The organism is Oerskovia flava, from assembly GCF_026163685.1.
Lineage (GTDB): Bacteria > Actinomycetota > Actinomycetes > Actinomycetales > Cellulomonadaceae > Oerskovia_A > Oerskovia_A flava.
Genome location: NZ_JAOXSR010000003.1, coordinates 199,450 through 217,589 on the forward strand (window position 1 = coordinate 199,450; position 18,140 = coordinate 217,589).

Here is an 18,140-nt window from a genome sequence, read left to right on the forward strand (position 1 = left end):
GTGACGGCGGTGTCCAGGTGCGCGATCGAGCATGAACCATTGGTGACACCTTTGGCAAGCCAATGGTGCGACCAATCCAGGAGCCGTACTCTCGTCGCATGACTGCGACCGTGCTGCATACCCCGGTCCTGGACGCGCTCGGCGAGCGCATCGCGAGCGGGGTCGCTCCTGCGGGTAGCACACTGACCCTCGAGTCGATCGGGGCGGAGTTCGGCGTCTCCCGCACCGTCACGCGCGAGGTCATGCGCATGCTGGAGAGCCTAGGCATGGTGCGCTCACGTCGCCGGGTGGGGATCGTCGTCCTGCCCGCCGACGACTGGAACGTGCTCGACCCGCGGGTGATCCGCTGGCGGCTCGCCGGCCCGGGACGTGTCGACCAGCTGCGCACCCTCACCGAGCTGCGCTGCGCCGTCGAACCGCTCGCCGCGGCCGGGGCGGCCCGCCACGCCACCGACGACGCCCGCGCCGAGCTCTTGTCGCTCGCCGACCGCATGCGCGAGCTGGGAGAGGCCGGCCGGCTCGAGGAGTTCCTCGAGCTCGACGTCCGGATGCACGCGGTGCTGCTGCGGTCGAGCGGCAACGAGATGTTCGCCGCACTGACCGGCGTCGTCGCGGCGGTCCTCGCCGGCCGCACCCATCTCGGGCTGATGCCGCACGAGCCGGTCGACGAGGCGCTCGCCCTCCACGAGGAGGTCGCGCGTGCTGTCTCCGCCGCGGACCCGGTGCGCGCCGAGGCCGCGATGGCCCGGCTCGTCGGCGAGGTCCGCACCGCGCTCGATCCGCTGCCCTGAGCCGCGCGTCCGGCCCGGTCGGGGCCCGCGCGTTCGACGAGCGGGCAGGTGCGGCCGTCACTAGTGTCGAAGGTGATGTCACGGCCGACGGGAGACCCCTCATGAGCACAGGCAGCGGGACGCACAGCAGCTCCGGACCGGGCTCAGGCCCTGACCCGACGGCAACGTCCCGGCTCAACGCCCGGGTCATCGGCATCTGTCTCGCCGCGGCGCTCGGCGGGTTCCTCTTCGGCTTCGACACGGCCGTCATCAACGGAGCGGTCGACGCCCTCGCCGACGAGTTCTCCCTCAACGCCGGGCTCAAGGGCTTCGCGGTCTCCTCCGCGCTCATCGGCTGTGCTGTCGGCGCCTGGTTCGCCGGACCGCTCGCGAACAAGCTCGGGCGCGTCAAGGTCATGCTGATCGCGGCGAGCCTGTTCCTTCTCTCCGCGATCGGGTCCGGGCTCGCGTTCGGCGTCGGCGACCTCATCCTCTGGCGGGTGATCGGTGGCCTGGGTGTCGGTGCGGCCTCCGTCATCGCCCCCGCCTACATCGCCGAGGTCTCGCCCGCGCGCGTGCGCGGGCGGCTGGGCTCGCTCCAGCAGCTCGCGATCGTCACCGGAATCTTCGTCGCCCTGCTCTCGGACGCCTGGCTCGCGGAGAGCGCGGGCGGCGCTGCCAACACGCTGTGGCTCGGTCAGGAGGCGTGGCGGTGGATGTTCATGGCCGAGGCCGTCCCGGCGATCGCCTACGGCGCCTTCGCCCTGCGACTGCCCGAGTCGCCCCGCTATCTCGTCGGCAAGGGTGAGATCGAACGCGCGGCGCACGTCCTGCGGGACTTCACCGGCGTCTCTGACGTGACGCACAAGATCGAGGAGATCGAACGGTCCCTGAAGTCCGACAAGAAGGCGTCCCTGCACGACCTGCGCGGCAAACGTCTCGGCCTCAAGCCGATCGTGTGGTCCGGCATCCTGCTGTCCGTCTTCCAGCAGTTCGTCGGCATCAACGTGATCTTCTACTACTCCACGACGCTGTGGCGGTCCGTCGGCTTCACCGAGAGCGACGCGCTCACCATCACCGTCATCACGTCCGTGACGAACATCGTCGTGACCGTCGTCGCGATCATGCTCATCGACAAGATCGGACGTCGGCTGCTGCTGCTCATCGGGTCGTCCGGCATGTTCGTCTCGCTCGGGCTCATGGCGATCGCGTTCTCGAACGCGACGCTCGAGACCGCCGCGGACGGCACGACGTCGGCCACTCTCGACGGCGCGTGGGCGACCGTCGCACTCGTCGCCGCGAACGCCTTCGTCGTGTTCTTCGGGGCGTCCTGGGGTCCGGTGGTCTGGGTGCTGCTCGGAGAGATGTTCCCCAACCGGATCCGCGCGAGCGCGCTCGCGGTCGCGGCGGCAGCCCAGTGGATCGCGAACTTCGCCGTCTCGACGACCTTCCCCGCGCTCTCGGACCTGGGCCTGACGTTCGCCTACGGGCTGTATGCCTTCTTCGCGCTGCTGTCGTTCTTCTTCGTCTTCAGCAAGATCCCGGAGACCCGAGGTCAAGAGCTCGAGGACATGCGCGACGACGCGATCATCAAGCGCGGCAAGATCGTCGAGCCCGCCTGAACGGCGAACTTCGCCTGACCCGTGCCGCGAGCACGGGTCAGGCGAGGCCCTCGTCGCGGGCGACGATCGCGGCCTGCATCCGGGAGACGACCCCCAGCTTCGCGAGGATGCGCGACACGTGCGTCTTCGCGGTGGCCTCGGTGATGAACAGCTCGGTGGCGATGGCCTGGTTCGACAGCCCCCGGCCGAGCACCCGCAGCACGTCGACCTCCCGCGGTGTCAGGTCTGCGATCCGCGACGAGGCCGCGGTCCCGCTGCCACTGCCTGGCGCCGTCCCGTCCGCTGCTGTGCCCGCGTGCGACGGCGACCCCGTGCGCTCGGCGGTATAGGAGGCGAGGACGCGGCGCGTGACCTCGGGTGCGAGGACGCCGTCGCCGCGCGCGACCCGGCGGACGGCGTCGAGCAGCGCGGCCGGCTCGGCGGTCTTGAGCAGGAACCCGGCGGCCCCGGCGCGCAGCGCACCGTCGACGTACTCGTCGAGGTCGAACGTCGTGAGGACGAGGACCTCGCCGGTGCCCTCCGCGGTGATGGTGCGCGTCGCCTCGATGCCGTCGGTGCCGGGCATCCGCAGGTCCATGAGGACGACGTCGGGACGCAGGGCGCGCGCGTTCGCTACGGCAGCCGAGCCGTCGGCCGCCTCCCCGACGACCTCGATGTCGTCGGCCGCGTCGAGCAGCAGCCGCAGGCCGGCGCGGATCGCGGCGTGGTCGTCGGCGACGAGCACGCGTACGGCACGGTCCGTGCCGTACGCGACGCCGGGGGTCACGGCGCCTTCTCGGTCACGGTGTCGGTCGCGGTGCCCAGGCGAGCCGGGACGGGGATCGTCGCGCGGACGCACCAGCCGCCGTCCGGTGCGGCGCCGGCCTCCAAGGTGCCGCCCAGACCCTCGGCCCGCTCACGCATCGTCAGCATGCCGGTCCTCGCGCTGAGGGACGGGTCGACGAGCGGGTCGTGGACACCGGGTGCGTCGTTGCGAACGACCAGGACGATACGCCCGCCCTCCCCGCCGGTGCCCGGTCCGTCGGGCGCTCCCTCGTGCCGCAGCCGCACGGCGACCGCTGCGCCCGGTGCGTGCTTGACGGCGTTCGTCAGCGCCTCCTGCGTGATGCGGTGCAGCGCCTGGTCCGCCGCGGCGGGCAGGGCCGCGGTCGTCACACCGTCGGAGTCGTCGAGGTGGACCTGCGCCCCGGTGGCCCGGGCGGCGTCGAGCACCGCATCGATCCGGCCGATCCGGCCCGGTGCCGCGACGGGGTCCGCGCGTTCGTCGCGCCGGGCGTCGGTGCGCAGGAGGAGGATCATCGAGCGCATCTCCTCGAGGGAGGCGACGGCGCTCGTCCGGACCTGCTCGAGCGCCGCCCGGTCCCGTGCGGCGGTGGGCGGCGCGGCGAGCGCGGCCCCGGAGTGGATCGCGATGGCGGACAGGTGCGACGCGATGACGTCGTGCAGGTCGCGGGCCATCGCCGCGCGCTCCATCTGGACGGCCTCCTGGCGGTCGAGCTCGCCCAGGCGTTCGAGGTCGGCGGCCCGGGCGCGCTCGAGTCCGACCTCACGGGCTGCGGTCGCGGCGGCCAGCGCCGCGAGATCCGCGCGCTCGCGCTCCAGCTCGGCGAGCTCGCTCTTCTGGCGCACGTTCGTCGCCCACCACAGCGGCACCAGCAGGACGGCACCGAGCTGCAGGCCCGTGAAGACGAAGGAGCGCACGTCGCGCGAGGCCTCGCCGGCGGCGACCGAGGTGACGACCGTGACGGCGACAGCCGACCCCCACAGCCAGGCGCGCGCCGTCGGGCTCGACCACAGGGCCGCGGCGTACAGCAGGTCCCAGAGGACGAGCATCATGGCAAGGCTGCCGCCCCACCACAGGTCGACGCCCATCAGCAGGAGCCCGGCGCCGAGCGCCAGCATCGGCCGGGACCGCTTGACGAGCAGGAGCGAGCACCCGGCGGCGAGCAGCAGCAGGTGCCACCAGGGCTCTGGGTCGACGGTGCCGAGCGGGTCGGGGCCGTCGACGAGGTCGACGAGCCCCACCTGGTGGAGCAACCATCCCAGGGCGAACGTCACGACGGCCGTGAGCACGTCCTTGCGGTGATCCTCGGTGCGCCACACCTGTCCATCTCAGCACAGCGGGCCCTGGAGGGGATCGGCCGAAGGGAGGACGGGGGATCCGGCCGGGCTCGCGTCGGGGCGGGAGGGTCCGTCCTTCGGCCGACGACGGCGGCGGGCCCTGGAGGGGAAGGTCGGGTCATGAACCTCCTGGTGGACCTTCCTCTCGGCGGACCGGGGGCCGGCCTCGCCGCGCTCGCCGGTGTGCTCGTCGTGCTGGCGCTGATCGACTCCACGAGCTTCGGGACGCTCCTGATCCCCGTGTGGTTGCTCCTGGCGCCCGGGCGGCTGCGGGCCGGCCGGGTCCTCGCCTACCTCGCCACGGTCGCGGCGGCGTACCTCGGGGTGGGTGTCGTCGTGCTGCTGGGTGCGGGCGCGTTCCTCGACCGGTTCGGTGACGTGCTCGAGACGAGGCCGGTCCTGATCGGGCAGCTCGTGCTGGGGATCGGGTTGTTCGCGCTGAGCTTCCGCGTCGACGGCAAGCGGGCGCGCGCCCGGCAGGCGGGCTCGGGGCGCCTCTCCCGGTGGCGCGAGCGGGCGCTCGGCGCCGCACCCGCGGGCGGTGCCGGGGGAGCGGGCGGGGGAGCGCCCCGGGTGCAGACACGGACCTCGATCCTCCCGCTGCTGGGGCTGGCGCTGACCGCGGTCGCGCTCGAGGTGGCCACGATGCTGCCGTACCTCGCCGCGATCGGCCTCGTGACGTCGTCGGGCATCGGGTGGCCGGGCTCCGCTGCTGTGCTCGCGGCCTACTGCGTCGTCATGGTCCTGCCGGCGCTCGTGCTGCTCGCCGCCCGCCTGCTCGCCGCCCGGCTCGTCGACCCCTTCCTGCACCGGCTGGACCGCTGGTTGACCCGCAACGCCGCGGGCATGACCGGCTGGGTGCTCGGGATCGTGGGGGTGCTGCTCACTCTCGACGCGTTCGGCCGCCTCGGGTGGACAGGCTGACCGGTCGAGCATGCGACTGTGGCCCGCCCGGAGCTCCGGACGGGCCACAGCCACATGCTCGGGGGACGTCAGCTCTGCGTTGCGGACCCGTTCGTGCCCGTCGACGCGGGCTTGCTCGCGCCCGGGAGCGTGCTGCCCGCGAGCCCGGCGATGAGCTGGTTGATGTCGACACCGGTGAGCTGCTTGACGACCTCCTGGCCCTCGCCCAGCACCGACGCGACGTTCTTCGTGATCGCGGACGCGCCGTCGGTCGAGATGACGGTCATGCCCTGGATCTTGCTGATCGGCTCGGCGGCGGCGCGGACGATCTCCGGCAGGCGCTCGATGAGCTCCTGGACGAGAGCTGCCTCGCCGTACTTCTTGAGCGCCTCGGCCTTGGCGTCCGTGGCGATGGCCTCGGCACGACCCTCGGCCTCGGTCGCGGCCGCGCGGGCCTCACCCTCGGCACGGATACCGGCGGCCAGGGCGACCTGACGGTCACGCTCGGCCTCACCCGAACGGCGCACGGCCTCGGCCGACGCCTCGGCGTCCTGGATCGCCGCGGTCTTGTTCGCCTCGGCGATCGTGGTGCGCTTGTACGCCTCGGCCTCGGTCGAGGCGTTGGTGGCGTCACGGCGTGCGTTCGCGTCCTGGACCTCGGCGTACGCCTTGGCCTCGGCCGGCTTGCGGATCTCGATGTCGAGCTTCTCCTGCGTCACGCGGGCCTGCTCGGCGAGAGCCTCGCGCTCCTGCTGGGCGACCAGGCGGTCCTGCTCCGCGCGGGCGAGCTGACCGGAGGCGTCGGCCTCGGCGTTGGCGCGGTCGGTGTCGGCCTTGATGATGGCGCGCTTGAGGTCGAGAGCCTTCTGCCGCTCGGCGATCTGCTCGGCCGCCTCGATGGCCGCGAACTCGGACGCCCGCTGCGCCTCGGCCTCGGAGACCTCGGCGACCTGGCGGGCGCGGGCGTTCTCGGCGCGCCCGAGGTTCGCCAGGTAGTCGGAGCCGGGCGTCGAGATGTCGGAGATGTTGAGCAGGTCGACCTGGAGGCCCTGCTCGGAGAGGTCCGTCTTCGTCGAGTCGACGACGCGGTCGGACAGGCCCTTGCGGTCCGAGATGATCTGCTCGATCGTCATGTCGCCGACGATGGAGCGCAGCGAGCCCTCGAGGGACTCCTTGATGATCTCGGTGAGCGTGCCCTGCTGGGAGAGGAAGCGCTGGCCGGCACGGCGCACGCCCTCCTCGTCACCACGGACCTTGAAGTTGATCGACGCCTTGATGGCGATCTTGATGCGGTTCTTGTCCACACCCTCGACGGTGATGCCGATCTGGCGCTGCTCGAGGGAGATCGAGAAGCCCTGCTGCAGGATCGGCCACACGAACGTCCGGCCGCCGACGACGACCTTCTGGCCGGTGCCCGAGGCCTCCTTGCGGCCCGCGCCGCGGCCGACGATGATCAGCGCCTCGTTCGGCGGGACCCGCCGGATGCGCTTGGAGATGAAGATGACGATCGCGAAGAACGCGACGATGAGCGCCACGACGGCGATCGTGGTGATGAAGTTGGAGTCGTCGGTCATGGTCAGCGCGGAGGCGCTGCTCCTTTCGTGGGCGCCGCGGTGCGGCGTGCGGGTGGTGAGGTGCTGCGGTGGGGCGGGTGCTCAGTCGTTCGGGAAGTGCTGCCGGACGCGCACCCGCGACCCGGACTGCTCCACGACGACGACGCGCGCGCCCTCGGGGACCGGCTCGTCCGACCAGGCGAGGCGGCGCTCGAGCTCGTGCGCGGCGTCGAGCGAGACCTCCCCGCGGGAGGGGTCGATCGCCGTCGTGGCGACGCCCTGGATTCCGACGAGCGAGACGGGCACGCCGTCCTCGGTGTCCTTCAGCCGCTTGATGAGGACCTGCACGAGCAGGACGGCGACGATCGCGACGACCGCGGAGCCCGCGTAGGCGAGCCACATCGGGAGGCCGTTGGCCGCCACGATGGCACCGATCGAGCCGTAGACGATCGCGCCGACACCGAGCGAGGTGCCGGAGACCGCGCCGTCCCCGAGCTCGAAGAGCTCGCCCACGAGCAGGGACAGCACGACGAGCGCGAGGCCGATGCTGCCGATGATGATGAACGTGAGCAAGGTGCCCCCTGTCGTCGGGCGCGGTGCGCGGGTGGGCGCCGGTGCGCGGTGTCCGGTGCGTGCGACGAGCAAGCGGTTCGCTTGGTGCTCTCGTGAACGCGACCGAACTCTATCGTGACGAGGTGCCGACGTTCAGGGGTGACCATGGGGACAACTCCCCCGTTCTCGGCTCGTGGACACCTGCGTCAGCGCTCGAGCTGGTCGAGCATCACGTGGAGGTTCGCCCGCGCCGTGTCGCGGTACCCGGCGACCCAGTCGCCCTCGTACGCCCGGGGGACCACCTCGACCGCGAGGACCGCCGCGAAGTACGCGCGGTACAGCAGCAGCCGCACGTCCGGGGAGGCGAGCGTGCTCGCCCCGGGCCGCTCCGGCCCGCCGACGGCGGCGCTCACCGGCAGCGTCCCGCCCGCCTCGCGGTAGCCGGCCGCGAGGTCCGGGTCGACCGGTCCGATGCCGAGCTGGTCCGCGCCGACGAGCTCGTAGAGCGGGTCTCCCCACAGGGCGCGCTCGGCGTCGACCACACCCGCGACGGTCCGGGCGACCGGGTCGAGGAGCACGTTGCCCGGCCACAGGTCCGCGTGCACCAGGTGGGGGACCCGGACCTCGGCGAGAGCCGTGTGATGGTGCGCCGCGACGTCGTGCAGACGGTCGAGGGGGAGGTGCACGTCCCAGCGGTCCGCGTCCTGCCGGAGCGCCGCGACCATACGCGCGAAGGCCTCCGGCCAGGTGCGGGCCGCCAGGCCCGACTCCGGCGCGGGGTACCCGAAGGCGTCCCCGGTGACGGTGTGCAGGCGGGCCATGTAGGCGCCGAGGTCGCGGCGGGCCGCGGCGTCGGTGGCCTCGTCGAGGCCGAGCCCGTTCCACACCTCACCGTCGAGGAACGTCACGACGAGCGCGTCGCCGTCCACGTGCGTGCGCGTACGGTCGGCGTGCAGGACGCGGGGCATGAGCAGGTCGGGGCGGTCGCCGGCCCGGCGGTACACCGCCTCCTCCGTCCCGAGGATCCCGTGCTCGTAGCGCAGCAGGCGCGAGGTGTCCGCCGGCGTGACCTTGACGACCACCCGCCGGCCGTCGGTGAGGTCCGCGCGGAACGTCGCGGCGAACATGCCACCGGCGAGCGGCGCGCTCCGCTCCACCTGACCCACCGGGTCGAGCAGGGCCGCGAGCTGGTCGTCGCCGACCGCAGTCTTCGTGAGCACGTGCCGAGCGTAGGGCGTCGTGCTCGGCCTGTCACCGGTGCCAGCGCCCGTGACAGGGCGGGAGGCTGCTCGTCAGGGCCTCGGGACGTTGCGGAGGTTCGACCGTGCCATCGACACGACCTCGCCCATGCCGCCGCCGAGGATCTCCTTGCTCATCGCGGCGGCGAAGCCGCGGACCTGGCCCGCGGTGATGGTCGGTGGGAGGGACAGGGCCCGCGGGTCGGTGACGATGTCGACGAGGGCGGGCCCGGGGCGGGAGAGCGCACCCTCGAGCGCGCCGCGCACGTCCTTCGGGTTCTCGACCCGCACCGCGGGTATGCCGATCGCGGTGGCGACGGCCGCGTAGTCGACCGACGGGGACTCCGTCCCGAACGCCGGCAAGCCGTCGACGAGCATCTCGAGTCGCACCATGCCGAGGCTGGCGTTGTCGAACAGCACGATCTTCACGGGCAGCGCGTACTGCCTGATGGTGATGAGCTCGCCGAGCAGCATCGCGAGCCCGCCGTCGCCCGCCATGGCGATCACCTGGCGGTCACGACCCTCACCCTGGGCCGCGGCGGCCACGCCGATCGCGTGCGGGACGGCGTTGGCCATGGACCCGTGCAGGAACGAGCCGATGACCCGGCGGCGCCCGTTCGGGGTGATGTAGCGCGCGGCCCACACGTTGCACATGCCCGTGTCGACGGTGAACACGGCGTCGTCGGACGCGACCTGGTCGAGGACGTCGGCCACGTACTCGGGGTGGATCGGCGTGTGCGTCTCGACCTTCTTCGTGTAGGCACCGACGACGCCCGACATCGCCTTCTCGTGCTTCGCCCGCATGCGGTCGAGGAACGCGCGGCTCTTCGCCTTCTTCACCAGCGGCAGCAGCGCACGCACGGTGGCTCCCGCGTCGCCGACCACCGCGACGTCGAGACGCGTGCGGCGACCCAGGTGGGTGGGGTCGACGTCCACCTGGGCGGTGCGGACGTCGTCGGGCAGGAACTGGTCGTAGGGGAAGTCGGTGCCGAGCAGCACGACGAGGTCCGCCTCGTGGAGGGCGTCGTGCGCGGCGCCGTAGCCGAGGAGGCCGGACATCCCGACGTCGAACGGGTTGTCGTACTGGATCCACTCCTTGCCGCGCAGCGAGTGGCCCACGGGGGCGGCGATCTTGTCCGCGAGGGCGAGGACGTCGTCGTGCGCGCCGCGGACCCCGACGCCCGCGAAGATCGTGACCTTCTTGGCGGCGTCGATCGCCTCGGCCAGCTCCTGCACGGCGCGCGGGTCCGGGACCGACGTCGGCGCGTACGGGCGGCACGCGAGGTCCGCCACAGGGGCGGGTGCGTCCAGGTCCGCGACGTCGCCCGGCAGGGTCAGCACCGCGACGCCGGGTCCACCGAGGGCGTGGTGGATCGCCGAGGCGATGACGCGCGGCGCCTGCTGGGCGGAGGAGATCAGCTCCGAGTAGACCGAGCACTCGGTGAACAGGCGGTCCGGGTGCGTCTCCTGGAAGAAGCTCGTCCCGATCTGCGCGCTGGGGATGTGGCTCGCGATCGCGAGCACGGGGACCTTCGAGCGGTTCGCGTCGTAGAGCCCGTTGATGAGGTGCAGGTTGCCCGGCCCGCACGACCCGGCGCACACCGCCAGGCTGCCCGTGACCTCGGCCTCGCCCGCGGCGGCGAACGCGGCCGCCTCCTCGTGGCGCACGTGCACCCACTCGATGCCCTGGCCCTCGCGGTCGCCGGAGTTCGAGCGTCGGACCGCGTCCACGATCGGGTTGAGGCTGTCGCCCACGATCCCGTAGATGCGCCGGACCCCCGCCTCGATGAGCTGGGCGACGAGCAGGTCCGCGACCGTCCGGTCGCGCTGGTCCTGGGGTGAACGACCGATTCCGAAGGGCATGACGTACCTCCACGAACTGGGGACGGGACGTCTCCCATCGTGCGCCGGGAGCCGCCGGGCCGCAGCGCGAGGCGGCGACCCGGCGGCGTCACGCCCGTGCGGAGAACGGCGCCCGACGCCGCTCGGCGGCCCGTTGGGCGTCCTCCTGGACGAGCTCCGCGTTGATCCCGGCGCCAGCCATGACCCCTGCGGCCGCCGCCGCACCGACCATCGCGGACAGGTCGCTCGTGTTCCCGGCGGCCCAGACACCCGGCACGGTCGTCTCCCCGCGGGGACCCACGGGCACGAACCGGCCCATCGGGTGGTCCTCGAGCGTGCCGCCGAGCTGCTCGAACAGCTCACCGCGCGCCACCATGCGCGGCCCGACGACGACGGCCCCGGCCGGGAAGGCCGACCCGTCCTCGAGCACGACGCCGCGCAGTGCGCCGTCCTCGACGTCGAGGCGCGCGACCGTCCCCTCGACCACGCGCACACCCAGCGCGGCGAGCTGCTCCCACGTCGCGTCGTCGGGCTCGGGCGCCGTGTGCAGGTACAGGGTGACGTCGTCGCTGAGCTGACGGAACAAGAGCGTCTGGTGGACGCTCATCGCGCCGGACCCGAGCACGGCGATGCGCCGTCCCCGGGCCTCCCAGCCGTGGCAGTACGGGCAGTGCAGGACGTCGCGCCCCCACAGCTCGCGCACACCGGGCACGTCGGGCAGCTCGTCGACCAGGCCGGTCGCGAGGAGCAGGCGCCGGGCACGCACCGTGCTCACCTCTCCGCCCGCGCCGTCGATCTCGACCTCGAACTCTTCCCCGGCACGCCGGGCGCTGGTCGCCCGGCCCGACCGGATCTCCGCGCCGTAGGACTCGGCCTCGCGGCGGCCGGTCGCGAGCAGCTCGAGGGGCGCGACCCCCTCGCGGCCGAGCAGGTTGTGGGCGCCCGCGGCGGGGGCGTTGCGCGGCTCGCCGGCGTCGATCACGACGACGGAGCGCAGGGAACGGGCGAGCGTCACCGCGGCGGAGAGGCCGGCGGCTCCGCCGCCGAGGACCACGGCGTCGTAGGTGCGGGTGGTAGGCATGTGCTGCTCCTGGGTCCGGGGTGGTCTGCGGGTGGTCTCTGCGGGTGGTCTAGCGGTGGGTGCTGTGCGGGCGCCGGGCCGCCCAGAGCGTGCGTCCGCTGCGCGCGCCCGGACCGTGCGGTGGGGGAGAGTCCGGCGCGGCGAGGAAGCCGTCGATCGCGGCGCGGTCCTCGGGGTCGAGGTGCTCGGCGAGCCCGGTCCGCTGGCGCTCGAGCACGACACGGACCCAGCGGGTGACCTCCGGGCCCGGTCCGGGCTCGGAGCGGAGCTCGTCGCGGGAGAGCACCTCGAGCCCCGCGGCCCGCAGGAACGGGGTCCAGTCCGGGTAGCGGTTCCACCCCGCGTGGGCCAGGGCCTCCTCGAGGCGTCGCTCGAACCCGGGGCGCGCCGCTCCGTCGGGCAGGACGGGGGTGGTGGCGGTCATCTCGACGACCGCGACCACGCCGCCGGGGGCGAGCGCGTCGTGCGCGCCGCGCAGGAGGCGCTCGGGGTCGACGACGTGGTGCAGCGAGGAGGCCGCCCAGACGAGGTCCGGGCCGGCCACGGGCGGCCAGCCGTCGTCGAGGTCGGCCTGCACCGTCCGGACCCGGTCGCCGATCCCGGCGGCGTCCGCGGCGGAGCGCAGGCGCGTGAGCATCGCCGCGGACGAGTCCACCGCCACGATCTCGGCCGCGGGGAATGCCTGCGCGAGGAGCAGCGTGCCGGTCCCCGTGCCTGCGCCGAGGTCGACCACCCGTGCGGCACCGGGCGCGAGCGCGGCGGTCCGGGCCACGACGTCGGTGAGCAGGTCGGCGAAGGCCGTGGCGTCGAGGTCGAGCAGCTCCGCCATCGCCTCCTCGGAGCGGTCGGAGCCGGGCTGCGGGTCGTGCGGATGTGGGTGGGGAGCCGGGCGGTGGTGCGGGGGGTGCGGTGTCGCCATGCCTCCACGGTAGGCGAGCTGTGCGTGTGGAGCATAGAGTCTTGCTCATGACGCAAGAAGTGGATCTGGACGCCGTGGTGCGCCAGCGAATCCGGGGGCTGCGGCTCGCACGCGGCTGGACGCTCGACTCCCTCGCCGCGCGCTGCTACCTCAGCCCCTCGACGCTCAGCCGGATCGAGACCGGCCACCGTCGGATCGCGCTCGACCAGCTCGTCCCGATCGCCCGTGCGCTGGGGACGACGCTCGACCAGCTCGTCGAACCGGTCGACGACGAGGACGTCGTGATCCGGCCCGAGCCGCAGCGCCACCCCGGTGTGACGATGTGGGTGCTCTCGCGCGAGCGCGCCGGCACGACAGTCGCCAAGATGCGCATCACGACCGAGCGCCCCGCCGGGCCGGAGCACCAGCAGGTCCACCCGGGGCACGACTGGTTCACGGTGCTGTCCGGCACGGCCGTGCTCTACCTCGCCGAGCGGGTCATTCTCGTCGAGGCGGGGCAGGCAGCGGAGTTCTCGACGATGGTGCCGCACTCGTTCGGCGCTCGCGGTGGTCCCGCCGAGATCCTCACGATCTTCGACCCGGACGGCGAGCGGGCCCACCTGAGCCAGGTGGCCGGCTCACCGCCGGCCGACCGGCTCCTGGACGGCTCCGCGCCGCAGCCACGGCAGGGCCACGAGGGTCGCGACGACGGCCAGCCCCGCCGCGGCGACGACGACCTCGAACCCGGCGTGGGACCCGGCCGCCTCGATCCGTGAACCGGCGACCCATGCGCCGATCGAGACCCCGACACCCAGCGAGGTGCCGACCCAGGCGAGGCCCTCGGTGAGCTGCTGCGGCGCGACGATGTTCTGCACGAGCCCGTTGCCGTTGATGAGCGTCGGGGCGATCGCGAAGCCCGTGACGAACATGACCGCGGCGAGCACGGGCAGCGACGTGACGAAGAAGAACAGCGAGACCCCGGCTGCGAGGCCGAGGATCCCGATGACGAGGCGCCTCGACAGGGGCGAGACCCAATGCCTGGCGCCGTACAGCAGCCCTGAGATCAGGGACCCCGTCGCGAAGATCCCGAGGATCAGGCCCGCGACGCCCGGGCTGCCCTGCTCCTCGGCGAACGCGATCGTCGAGACGTCGGTCCCACCGAAGACGATGCCCATGGCGACGAAGATCAGCGCGAGCACGACCATGCCGGGTGAGCGCATCGCCGACCGGCTGCGGCGACCTGGCACCGGCGGCGCGACGGGCGGCTCGGTGGCGCGCTGCGACAGGAACCACAGACCGCCGACGACGGCGCCCACGAGGGGCACGATCAGCCCCGCGGACGGCGTGACCGACGTCGCGAGGACGGTCGCGAGGACGGGGCCGACGACGAACACGAGCTCGTCGAACGCTGACTCGAGCGAGTAGGCGGTGTGCAGGCGGCGCGGGTCGTCGAGCACGTACGACCACCGGGCGCGGACCATCGACCCGTACGACCCGGCCGTACCGCCGGCGATCGCGGCGAACACGTAGAGCGTCCACTCCGGCTCCTGGCGCACCGCGGTGACGACGAGGCCGCTCAGCCCGAACGCCGCGGCGGCGAGCATCGGCAGCATCACCCGCCGCTGGCCCTTGAGGTCGACGAGCCGCGCGATCTGGGGCGAGCAGATCGCCTGCGCGACGATGAGGACGGCCGCGACCCGCCCGGCCAGCGCGTACGAGCCGTAGAGCCCCTGGACCATGAGGATCGTCCCGATGCCCACCATCGACATCGGCAGGCGGGCGATGACGGCCGAGACCGAGAACGACCATGCGCCGGGGACGCTCAGGACGGCCCGGTAGGGGTTGCGCGACGGCCGCGTCGAGGGCGGGGGAGAGGTGGCGTCCTCGACCGGGGGCGTGGTGCTCTCGTCAGGCGCAGGAGTGGGATCTTGGACCACCGTCCCAGTGTGGCACCGCAGGGACCGTCCAGGCGCGGGAACGCGGGCGGCGCCGCGGACCCGGAGGTCCACGGCGCCGTAGCGGTGCGAGATGCGTCAGCTGATCGTGCCGGTGCCCTCGACCTCCTGGCGCACGTCGTGGCGCAGGTCGCCCGCACTGTCGACGGGCACGAGGACCGCGGAGAAGGTGATCGGCGAACCGGACTGGTAGGCGAAGTTCTGCCCGTACGAGAACGTCTGGCCGGGCTCGAAGACGTACACCGACGGGTCCACGTAGGAGCCCGCGGCGAGCCCTCCGTCGTTGACCTCCTGGGCCTCGAACAGCTCGCTGTCGACGATCGAGTCCATGCCCTGCATGTACGGCCAGTCGTCGTAGCGCGCGCTGATGTTGACAAGGCTCGAACCGAGCTGGATGGGCTCGTCGCCGGTGTTCGTGATGACGTAGTTGACGAAGACGATCTCGTCACCCTCGTCGATCAGAGGCTCGTTCGTCTCCGGGTCCGCGAACTGCCCGGTCTTCGTGGCCTCCGTCGTGCCGACCTGGTAGACGTCGACCTGGAAGTCGTCGCCGCTGAGGCTGCTGATCTGCTCACCGGGCGTCGTGACGGGGTTGGCCCACTCGGGCACGTCGCCGGAGGCGGACGAGTCCACCTCCTCGGCGTCCTCGGTCTCCTCCTCAGCCGGCTCCTCGGTCTCTTCCTCGGAGACGTCCGCGTCGTCGGCGGTCTCCGCCTCGGTCGTGGCGGTGGCGTCGGCGGGAGTCTCGGAGTCTGCGCAGGCGGCGGAGCCGATCAGGACCAGCCCGGTGACGGACAGAGCGGCAAGGGTGCGGGGGATGCGCATGGTTCTCTTCTCGTGAAGGGTCGGGTGCTCACCGCAACCTTAGGTGGGACACCACTCTTGGCGCGCCCCCCGACCATGGGGAGAACTCCCCTCAGCCGCCGAGAGCCTCGCCCACGACCTCGCGGGCCTCGCCCTGGACCTGCGCGAGGTGCTCGGCCGAGACGAACGACTCCGCGTAGATCTTGTACACGTTCTCGGTGCCGGACGGCCGGGCGGCGAACCACGCGTTCTCGGTCGTCACCTTGAGCCCGCCGATCGCGGCGTCGTTCCCCGGGGCCGACGTCAGGCGCGCGGTGATCTCCTCGCCGGCGAGCGTCGTCGACGTCACCTGCTCGGGGCTGAGCCTCGCGAGACGGGACTTCTCCTCGAGCGTGGCGGGTGCGTCGACGCGCGCGTACCAGGACTCGCCGTACCGTCCGACGAGCTCCGCGTGGTGCTGGGAGGGTGTGCGCCCGGTCGTCGCGAGGATCTCCGAGGCGAGGAGCGCCAGGAGGATCCCGTCCTTGTCGGTGGTCCAGACCCCGCCGTTCGTGCGCAGGAACGACGCGCCCGCGGACTCCTCGCCGCCGAACCCCACCGAGCCGTCGAGCAGGCCCGGGACGAACCACTTGAAGCCGACGGGCACCTCGACGAGCCGGCGCCCGAGGCCTGCGGCCACCCGGTCGATGAGCGCGGAGGACACGAGCGTCTTGCCGATCGCGGCGCCGTCGCCCCACCCGGGCCGTGCGCCGCCGTAGAGGTAGTCGATCGCGACCGCGAGGAAGTGGTTCGGGTTCATCAGCCCGGCGTCGGGCGTGACGATGCCGTGGCGGTCGGCGTCCGCGTCGTTGCCCGTCGCGATGTCGTAGGTCGTCGTCGCGTCCGGGTCCGTCATCGAGCGGACGAGCGAGGCCATCGCGTAGGGCGACGAGCAGTCCATCCGGATCTTGCCGTCCCAGTCGAGCGTCATGAACGCCCAGCGCGGGTCGACCTGCGGGTTGACGACCGTGAGGTCCAGCCCGTAGCGCTCACCGATCTCACCCCAGTACTCGACCGACGCGCCACCGAGCGGGTCGGCGCCGATCGCGACGCCGGCACCCCGGATCGCCTCGAGGTCGACCACGGAGGCGAGGTCGTCCACATAGCTGGTGAGGAAGTCGTGGCGGTGCGTCGTCGTCGCCTCGAGCGCGCGCTCGAGCGGCATGCGCGCGACCTGCCCGACGCCGGAGCGCAGCAGCTCGTTCGCACGGTCCGCGATCCAGCCGGTCGCCTCGGACCCGGCGGGCCCGCCGTGCGGCGGGTTGTACTTGAACCCGCCGTCGCGCGGAGGGTTGTGCGACGGGGTCACGACGATGCCGTCGGCCAGGCCGGGGCCGGACGTGCGCACGCCCTGCGCTGTCGCGGCCTCGTTGTGCAGGAGGATCGACTGCGAGACAGCCGGTGTCGGGGTGTACGAGTCGCGGGCGTCGATGTACGTCTGCACGTCCGCCGCCGCGAGGACCTCCAGGGCCGTCTGCCAGGCCGGCAGCGACAGAGCATGGGTGTCGCGGCCGATGAACAGGGGGCCGTCGGTGCCCTGCGAGCGCCGGTACTCGACGATCGCAGCCGTGATGGCGATGATGTGCGCCTCGTTGAACGCGTGGTCGAGGCTCGCACCGCGGTGACCCGACGTGCCGAACACGACCTTCTGCGCCGGGTCGTCGACGTCCGGCGACAGGTCGTAGTAGGCGCCCACCACGGCGTCCACGTCGATGAGGTCCTGGTCGAGGGCGAGGCTGCCGGCGCGAGGGTCCATGGGTCGATCCTGCCAGGCCCGAGGTCGTCTGACACGCCCCGACCACGGTGGATGTCCCCGACGGCTCGGCGCGGACGAGGTGGGCGCGTGGATAGACTGCGACGCATGGCCAAGAACACCACCCCCGACTTCGTGCTGCGTCCCTTCGAGGGGCTCCCCGGTGAGACCGACTGGGTGGCGATGCGCGAGGTCGTGCCGTCGGCCAGTGCGACCGCCCGAACCACCCCGGAGCACGGTGCGCGCGACGTGCTGGTCGTGACCGTCCTGCCCGCCGGCTGGGCGGCCCTGCACCGTCAGGACGGCACGATCCTGCTCGCCGTGCAGACCCTCGCGGGCTCCGGCGACACGAGCCGCGACCTCGCCGCCGTGCTGCTCGAGGCCATCGACGCCGAGCCGGGGACGTCCATCGAGATGGGCGCGCTGCCCGGTGCCGGTCCGCGCCTGCAGGACGTGCTCGACGTCGAGGTCCCGTTCGAGGTCACCGTCCACGAGGACTTCGCCTACTGGCTCGACCCGAGCACCGAGGTCACACCCGACATCCAGGCGTCGCTCGACCAGGCGGCCGAGACGATGGTGCCGACCGTGAAGCTCGAGTCGGTCGACTCCGCCTACTGGTGCTCGATGAACCGTGAGTTCCTGCGCTGGGCGTTCCCCGCGGACGAGGACTCCCTCATCGACGCGATCTCCCGCCTGCACGCCCGGCGCGAGTCGGGTCTCGGCGGCGGCAAGTTCGTCGGCGCGTTCCGTTCGAGCGGGCTGCTCGTGCCCGTGTGGGAGCTGCCCCGTGGGACGACGGCGAGCGACCTGGAGGAGCCCGCCGTCGCGTTCCGCGACAGGCTGACGGCGGCGCTCGAGGTCTCGGAGCCGCTCGACGGGAACGAGCGTCGTGCGCGGGCGGGGATCGTCTCCCGTCAGGTCACGCTTCGCTGACCAGTTCACGCGTTCCCTTTGCGAGCCCGTAGACTTCTGGGCGACTTCACCACCGCAGGCGTGGCATTCTGCGGCC

Annotated in this window: 15 protein-coding genes and 1 pseudogene; 5 read left to right on the forward strand and 11 right to left on the reverse strand. The window is 72.7% G+C overall.

What is annotated here, in order from left to right; translation table 11 throughout:
* The first annotated feature begins 98 nt into the window (after positions 1–98).
* Complete coding sequence (locus OHL10_RS07855; protein ID WP_265521645.1) at positions 99–791, forward strand: FadR/GntR family transcriptional regulator; 693 nt, start codon at positions 99–101, stop codon at positions 789–791.
* A 101-nt stretch (positions 792–892) separates the two neighbouring features.
* Entirely contained in the window at positions 893–2,392 is a 1,500-nt protein-coding gene (locus OHL10_RS07860) for a sugar porter family MFS transporter (protein WP_265521646.1), read from the forward strand.
* 37 nt (positions 2,393–2,429) lie between these two features.
* Here OHL10_RS07860 and OHL10_RS07865 read toward each other — a convergent pair whose 3' ends face one another.
* Both OHL10_RS07865 and OHL10_RS07870 read right to left on the reverse strand, forming a co-directional pair.
* Positions 2,430–3,158, reverse strand: a complete 729-nt coding sequence (locus OHL10_RS07865) for a response regulator (RefSeq protein WP_265521647.1) — start codon at positions 3,156–3,158, stop codon at positions 2,430–2,432.
* Positions 3,155–4,495, reverse strand: a complete 1,341-nt coding sequence (locus OHL10_RS07870; RefSeq protein WP_265521648.1) for a sensor histidine kinase — start codon at positions 4,493–4,495, stop codon at positions 3,155–3,157. The genes OHL10_RS07865 and OHL10_RS07870 overlap by 4 nt, the downstream gene beginning before the upstream one ends.
* A 138-nt stretch (positions 4,496–4,633) precedes the next feature.
* Here OHL10_RS07870 and OHL10_RS07875 point away from each other — a divergent pair, with 138 nt between their 5' ends.
* Positions 4,634–5,437, forward strand: coding sequence for a GAP family protein (locus OHL10_RS07875; RefSeq protein WP_265521649.1), 804 nt, complete (start codon positions 4,634–4,636; stop codon positions 5,435–5,437).
* Positions 5,438–5,505: 68 nt separating this feature from the next.
* On the opposite strand, the gene OHL10_RS07880 is transcribed toward OHL10_RS07875, so the two are convergent.
* The 6 genes from OHL10_RS07880 to OHL10_RS07905 form a co-directional block, all read right to left on the reverse strand.
* Positions 5,506–6,990: a flotillin family protein gene (locus tag OHL10_RS07880; protein ID WP_265521650.1), complete on the reverse strand. Its 1,485-nt coding sequence runs from the start codon at positions 6,988–6,990 to the stop codon at positions 5,506–5,508.
* Between the two features lie 81 nt (positions 6,991–7,071).
* Complete coding sequence (locus OHL10_RS07885) at positions 7,072–7,542, reverse strand: NfeD family protein (RefSeq protein ID WP_265521651.1); 471 nt, start codon at positions 7,540–7,542, stop codon at positions 7,072–7,074.
* A 185-nt stretch (positions 7,543–7,727) separates the two neighbouring features.
* A complete protein-coding gene (locus OHL10_RS07890; protein ID WP_265521652.1) occupies positions 7,728–8,741 on the reverse strand; it encodes a phosphotransferase family protein in 1,014 nt (337 codons plus the stop codon).
* Positions 8,742–8,813: 72 nt separating this feature from the next.
* Positions 8,814–10,622, reverse strand: a complete 1,809-nt coding sequence (locus OHL10_RS07895; RefSeq protein ID WP_265521653.1) for a pyruvate dehydrogenase — start codon at positions 10,620–10,622, stop codon at positions 8,814–8,816.
* Positions 10,623–10,710: 88 nt separating this feature from the next.
* On the reverse strand, positions 10,711–11,682 hold the full coding sequence (locus tag OHL10_RS07900; RefSeq protein WP_265521654.1) for an NAD(P)/FAD-dependent oxidoreductase: 972 nt from the start codon (positions 11,680–11,682) through the stop codon (positions 10,711–10,713).
* 49 nt (positions 11,683–11,731) lie between these two features.
* The gene (locus OHL10_RS07905; RefSeq protein WP_265521655.1) at positions 11,732–12,601 is read right to left on the reverse strand and encodes a class I SAM-dependent methyltransferase; all 870 of its coding nucleotides are present in this window, start codon (positions 12,599–12,601) and stop codon (positions 11,732–11,734) included.
* Between the two features lie 47 nt (positions 12,602–12,648).
* Here OHL10_RS07905 and OHL10_RS07910 point away from each other — a divergent pair.
* A pseudogene (locus tag OHL10_RS07910) lies at positions 12,649–13,164 on the forward strand (helix-turn-helix domain-containing protein); the annotation flags it as partial.
* 54 nt (positions 13,165–13,218) lie between these two features.
* On the opposite strand, the gene OHL10_RS07915 reads toward OHL10_RS07910, so the two are convergent.
* The 3 genes from OHL10_RS07915 to pgm form a co-directional block, all read right to left on the reverse strand.
* Positions 13,219–14,517, reverse strand: a complete 1,299-nt coding sequence (locus OHL10_RS07915; RefSeq protein WP_425498977.1) for an MFS transporter — start codon at positions 14,515–14,517, stop codon at positions 13,219–13,221.
* A 96-nt stretch (positions 14,518–14,613) separates the two neighbouring features.
* Positions 14,614–15,360 carry a hypothetical protein gene (locus OHL10_RS07920; RefSeq protein WP_265521656.1) on the reverse strand — a complete coding sequence of 249 codons (747 nt, stop codon included), beginning with the start codon at positions 15,358–15,360 and terminating at the stop codon, positions 14,614–14,616.
* 91 nt (positions 15,361–15,451) lie between these two features.
* Complete coding sequence (gene pgm, locus OHL10_RS07925; RefSeq protein WP_265521657.1) at positions 15,452–17,134, reverse strand: phosphoglucomutase (alpha-D-glucose-1,6-bisphosphate-dependent); 1,683 nt, start codon at positions 17,132–17,134, stop codon at positions 15,452–15,454.
* Positions 17,135–17,239: 105 nt separating this feature from the next.
* Between pgm and OHL10_RS07930 the strand changes: the two genes are divergently transcribed.
* Positions 17,240–18,064 carry a DUF5926 family protein gene (locus OHL10_RS07930; protein ID WP_265521658.1) on the forward strand — a complete coding sequence of 275 codons (825 nt, stop codon included), beginning with the start codon at positions 17,240–17,242 and terminating at the stop codon, positions 18,062–18,064.
* The last annotated feature ends 76 nt before the right edge of the window (positions 18,065–18,140 follow it).